Genomic DNA, 4,757 nt, shown 5'->3' with positions numbered 1-4,757 from the left:
GAGCGACCGCTTTAGCGGTAGGTCAAGGCGCCACGGAACGGCCGATTGTGGGTCAGGCTGATCCAGAAGCGATGGGTGCGATGCTCAGCTAGTCAGGCCCAATGGCCTGTCGTTCAATTGCGCCCACGCCCCCATTCGTCACGCTCAGCGAATAGCTTCTGCATTACGACCATATTGTCGGTGCCCCACTGGCATAAAGGCTCAAGCGCCTGGGCGAGGCTCTGGCCGAGCTCGGTGAGCGTGTAGTCGACCCGCGGCGGCACTTCCTTGTAGTCGTTCCGGCGCAGGACGCCGTCCGCTTCTAGTTCTTTGAGTTGCTGAATCAGCACCTTGTCACTGACGTCGCGGATGGCGCGCTTCAGTTCCCCATAGCGGGTGGGCCCGCGCAGCAAAAAGTACAGGATCAGGGGCTTCCACTTTCCCGAGATGACCTTGAGCGTGGCGTCGAGCCCGCAGGTGAAGGCAGTCGCGATGGGGGGAACGGCGTGATCGTAGACCAGTGGAATTTCAGACATTATAGGTACTTACCAAAAGGTGCATACTTGTCCTTAGGTAGGCCGCAAGCCAACTGCGTGCAACCAATGAATGGAGGCACTTATGACCAGACTGAACGGGAAGATTGCTGTTGTTACCGGGGGTGGCACGGGGATTGGCTTGGCGTCAGCGAAGCGGTTCGTCGCCGAAGGGGCGTTCGTGTACCTGTTCGGACGCAGGGCAGATAAGCTGGAAGCAGCCGTGGCGGCGCTCGGCGGTAATGCACGTGCGGTCCCAGGATCGGTCACTGATGCTGGAGATCTCGACCGGCTGTACGACACGGTGAAGCAGCAGCACGGCAAGCTTGACATCCTGTTCGCCAATGCCGGCACGGGGGCATTGGTGCTCTTGTCCGAAATCACGCCCGACCATGTCGACGCGACGTTCGACGTCAATGTGAAGGGCACGATCTTCACGGTTCAAAAAGGCCTAAAACTGATGGAGGCCGGCGGTTCGGTCATCCTCACAGGCTCGACCACAGGCGTCATGGGGACTCCGGCATTCAGCGTCTACAGCGCCTCAAAGGCGGCAGTCCGCAACCTGGCGCGCAGCTGGGCGCAGGATTTGCGGGGCACGGGTATCCGGGTCAATGTCCTGTCACCGGGGCCGACTTTGACCGAGCTTGCCGCCGAGGTCGTTGGCCGTGATGCCATGATCGAGATGGGGGCGACGACGCCGATCGGACATGTCGGCCAGCCGTCAGAAGTCGCGGCTGCTGCTGCCTTCCTGGCATCATCAGACAGCAGCTTCATGACGGGCAGCGAGCTGTTTACCGACGGTGGCCTGGCGCAGATTTGATGAAGTGCTCCAGCCGGCTCGAGGTCGGCTGGCACCAGCAAACCAGCCCGCGGAGTGTCACACCAATAGCAACTACGACCTTCCGGTCACCGCGCCACGCGATGACCGTGCCGGAGGGCCGACATGAACGAATGGCAGAAATTGGGAACGTGAAAACCGGCCGTGGATGACCGCAACTGGGTCAAATAGTCGCTGCGCCAACACGATCGGTCTCTCTGGCAGGTACATCGCGGGCGTAAGGGATAGTCCGGGTATGTGCGACATACAGTAGACGAATGCACGGTGCCGAACTGTACGCGCCAACCGAGCAAATCACGCGCTTCGGCGCGAGTACCTCGCCGGCAAGCATGGCCGTATACGCGGTAGTGGCCGCGCATCGCGGTCCTTATGCAACAGAAGCCTGCATTAACCGATACGATGAAAGTGACCTCTTTCCTTCTATCGGCGAGAGGCATGGCGCGTCCTACTACTCGGCACGCTAACGCATCGTTAATTATACTAGCTGCCCGGTCATCTTAACGCTACCTATTGCCTGATTACGTAGGCAGCATTATCTTACCCTAATGACGGCGGTCATCTCAGCGCTGCTTCGATTGTTCGGACTCGACCGAGCCGCGTCGCAGCGCGAGCATGGACCGGCACGCGCGCAGGTCGAACGGGGCAGTCGCGACAACCGGATGGTCGATGACCGGCAGTTGTGCAATCGGCTGCAGCGTGTCGTGATGCGCCCGCCAGCGGGGTGGCAGGCTTCCTGACCCTTCCTCCAGACATCATCAACTCTGGAGGACAATCATGAACATCGAAGATTTCTCCCGCTTGCTGCGGGAGATAATTACCTATGCACCGGCTATCGAAGCCGGCGAGATTGTGACGCTGATCGACCAGCACGAGGCCGGGTTCGACCTCGTTCAGGAGCGTCTCCTCGGCCTCGTCCGCAAGCGCGCCGGCATCGTCCCCAGCGCCAAGGGCGACAGCCCACCGCAGCGGCTCAACAGTCTTCGGCTCGGCACCACGTACCCCGGCGTGCGCCAGACCGCCCTGCGCAAGCTGGTGCTCGACAACCAGGACCAGATCGCCGACCTCGCCGGTCGGCTGCTCTGCGTCCGGCTCAAGCGTGATCTCGCGTTGGCGGAGCTCGAGATGGAAGCCGCCCGATCGCGGGAGGTGAAGGAGGCGCGGGCCGAGCGTCGTCGCGACAAGCTCTACGCCGAGGTCGCGGCCGCCGCCGACCACCTCTACGAGGCGCATGGTGTCACCTGCCATCACTGGAAGGCCGCCGGTGAGGAGCAACTCGCCGCCGTGGCTGCCGTGCTGTCGCAGGCGCCTGCAGGGCCGCGAGCGCCGCAGGACGAGCTGCCGGACTGACTCGCCCACGAAGAAAGGAGCGATCTCCCGATCGCTCGTGCGTGGCACCGAAACGGTGACCGACACCATCGACGAGGATGAAACAATGATCATGGACAATCCCGGCCCGGCGTTCTTCGAGGCCGATCCCGCCAAGGAGTATTCGCTGACCTTCTCGCTTCTCAGCCCGCTGCACGCCGCGGGCAGGAAGACGCTCATGTGGATGCGCTGCTTCGAGGAGGACAAGCTGCGCGGCGCGGTCGTCTTCTTGGGCGAACGCCAGCACCTCTGGCCCGAGTGGCGCGCGATTGCGGAGCGCGAGGGCGGCAACCACCTCTCTGCCATCATCGCCGAGCTCGCACTTGCCGATGCGCGCAAGCGCTACGGCGCGGGCAACTACATGTTCGAGCTCTGCACCGGGGCGAAGATCGAGAACGTGGGCACGTCCAGCATCAGGCTGGTGATGACGCTCGCCACCCGATCGCTGCCGATCATCGAGCACGCCTTCGCGGATACGGCGACGCGCACGGCCTTCATGGAAGGCCAGCTGCTCGGCGACAGGTTCGAGGGCACAGTCGAGCTCGCCGAACTTGCGCTGCTGCGCGGCCGGGCCGTGCTCGCGAACAGGCTCGACAGCATCGCCGCCCCGCGCGCCGCGACCCACAGCCGTTCGGTGCACTGACCGGCGCGGGTAGATCATTGGCCGCCGAGCAGCCGGTGGAGACAGACCGCCGGCTGACGCCGCTGACTGTTCGATAAGGTCGGTCGAGGTAGGACCATGTGGTCGTGGGAAAGGATTGAAGATGACAAAGGGTGCAGCGAAGAAGGTCAAGGTCGCGAAAACCGGTACGACGGTAACTGTTCTGGCTTACATCATCGCTTCCGTCGATCGCGGCCTGCGCGGCACCGGCGTTCCGACGCCGCCCGCGAGCGCCTATCGCGTCCACACGTCGGAACACCTCGATGATGAGGTCATCACCGTCGAGGTCATGCTCGACGCGCAGACGGCATTGCCTTTGAATCTCGGGCCCTGGTCCTTGTTCGCAGCGAACGTCGAGCAGGCCGCTACCATGCTGCGCAAGCGCATGACGGAGGTCCATCAGCGCAGGGACAAGCTGTTGGCCCTGCTCGCGACCGGCCGTGAACGGGTGGCGGAGGCCGCTGCCAGGGTCGGCGGCGAGGTGCGGTTCGAAGGGCTGTCGTTCGCGCCTGTCAGCGCCGAAGCTGCCATCAGCCTGCGCGACGTGCCGTTCGACGCGACGTATGTGGAGCTCGACCACCACCTGGCCACGTCGCAGCATACCTACGCGGCGGGTCATGCCACCGACATCGTGAGGCACCTCCGCTTCATAGGTCGGTCCCAGCGCCGCCTGGCAAAGCAGCGTGATAGGCTGCGCGCGGCCGGCGCCCTGTTTGAGGTCGGCGCCAGCACCGAAGCGGTCATCGCCGCGATGGGCCTCGACCTGCAGGACGTGCTGCGCCGGGCGGCAGCCGGCGAGACGAGGATCGAACTCGGCGGCAAGGCGACGAGGAACAGCGACACGCGCCTCTCCGTGCTGCTCACCGGGGGCTGGCTCCACCTCTACGGCTACGTCCTGCCGTCGCCTGGCGGGGCATTCTTCTACGAGGGTGCGCTCCGCTACGATCGACCGCTCGACGAAGCTCGTCGACGCGAACTGGTCGGCCAGCCCGCCGAGCAGCTGTTCGATCATCCGGCGATGCGCGCGGCAGGGAGGATCGCCAGGATGACCGATCGTGACGGTCGCTTGACAGACGTAAAGTTCAAGGGCGGGCGATCACGGCTGATCATGGCGACGGACATCGGCTAGACACAAAGCTGGTTAGTACGCCGCGTCGGCCCACGGCGGCACGCTTGCATTGCCGCCGGATCGACAGATCGTCTTTACAGCCTGCTTTCTCAAACCTAACTTTCGAGAATTCAGCTGGTACAGCGAGCAGGTACAGCAGACAGAACGCGCGATTAGAAACCCAGCAGAAATGCTGGCTTCAAGACGATGGTCACTCCTCCCGTAGGGGTCACCATCTTTGGGAAGATGGCGGCATTCACGTCAGTGTTATCC

Annotated in this window: 5 protein-coding genes; 4 read left to right on the top strand and 1 reads right to left on the bottom strand. The window is 63.3% G+C overall.

Annotated elements, in window-relative coordinates; translation table 11 throughout:
• Positions 1-113: 113 nt before the first annotated feature.
• Positions 114-515: a winged helix-turn-helix transcriptional regulator gene (locus tag ACFDS6_RS16560; protein ID WP_375273197.1), complete on the bottom strand. Its 402-nt coding sequence runs from the start codon at positions 513-515 to the stop codon at positions 114-116.
• 82 nt (positions 516-597) lie between these two features.
• Between ACFDS6_RS16560 and ACFDS6_RS16555 the strand changes: the two genes are divergently transcribed.
• The 4 genes from ACFDS6_RS16555 to ACFDS6_RS16540 all read left to right on the top strand — a co-directional run bounded on the left by ACFDS6_RS16555 (position 598) and on the right by ACFDS6_RS16540 (position 4,505).
• Positions 598-1,332: an SDR family NAD(P)-dependent oxidoreductase gene (locus tag ACFDS6_RS16555; protein WP_375273196.1), complete on the top strand. Its 735-nt coding sequence runs from the start codon at positions 598-600 to the stop codon at positions 1,330-1,332.
• A 792-nt stretch (positions 1,333-2,124) separates the two neighbouring features.
• Positions 2,125-2,697 (top strand): hypothetical protein, encoded by a 573-nt coding sequence (locus tag ACFDS6_RS16550; RefSeq protein WP_375273195.1) that lies wholly within the window; start codon positions 2,125-2,127, stop codon positions 2,695-2,697.
• Between the two features lie 55 nt (positions 2,698-2,752).
• Complete coding sequence (locus ACFDS6_RS16545; protein WP_375273194.1) at positions 2,753-3,358, top strand: hypothetical protein; 606 nt, start codon at positions 2,753-2,755, stop codon at positions 3,356-3,358.
• Positions 3,359-3,479: 121 nt separating this feature from the next.
• Positions 3,480-4,505, top strand: coding sequence for a hypothetical protein (locus tag ACFDS6_RS16540; protein WP_375273193.1), 1,026 nt, complete (start codon positions 3,480-3,482; stop codon positions 4,503-4,505).
• Positions 4,506-4,757 lie beyond the last annotated feature (252 nt).

Source organism: Sphingomonas sp., from assembly GCF_042095875.1.
Classification (GTDB): Bacteria; Pseudomonadota; Alphaproteobacteria; order Sphingomonadales; family Sphingomonadaceae; genus Sphingomonas.
This window is presented reverse-complemented; position numbering and strand designations above follow the sequence as displayed.

What these genes read in the sequence shown, in the direction of transcription:
- ACFDS6_RS16560 (WP_375273197.1), bottom strand. Translation starts at nt 515, where the DNA reads ATGTCTGAAATTCCACTGGTCTACGATCACGCCGTTCCCCCCATCGCG.
- ACFDS6_RS16555 (WP_375273196.1), top strand. Translation starts at nt 598, where the DNA reads ATGACCAGACTGAACGGGAAGATTGCTGTTGTTACCGGGGGTGGCACG.
- ACFDS6_RS16550 (WP_375273195.1), top strand. Translation starts at nt 2,125, where the DNA reads ATGAACATCGAAGATTTCTCCCGCTTGCTGCGGGAGATAATTACCTAT.
- ACFDS6_RS16540 (WP_375273193.1), top strand. Translation starts at nt 3,480, where the DNA reads ATGACAAAGGGTGCAGCGAAGAAGGTCAAGGTCGCGAAAACCGGTACG.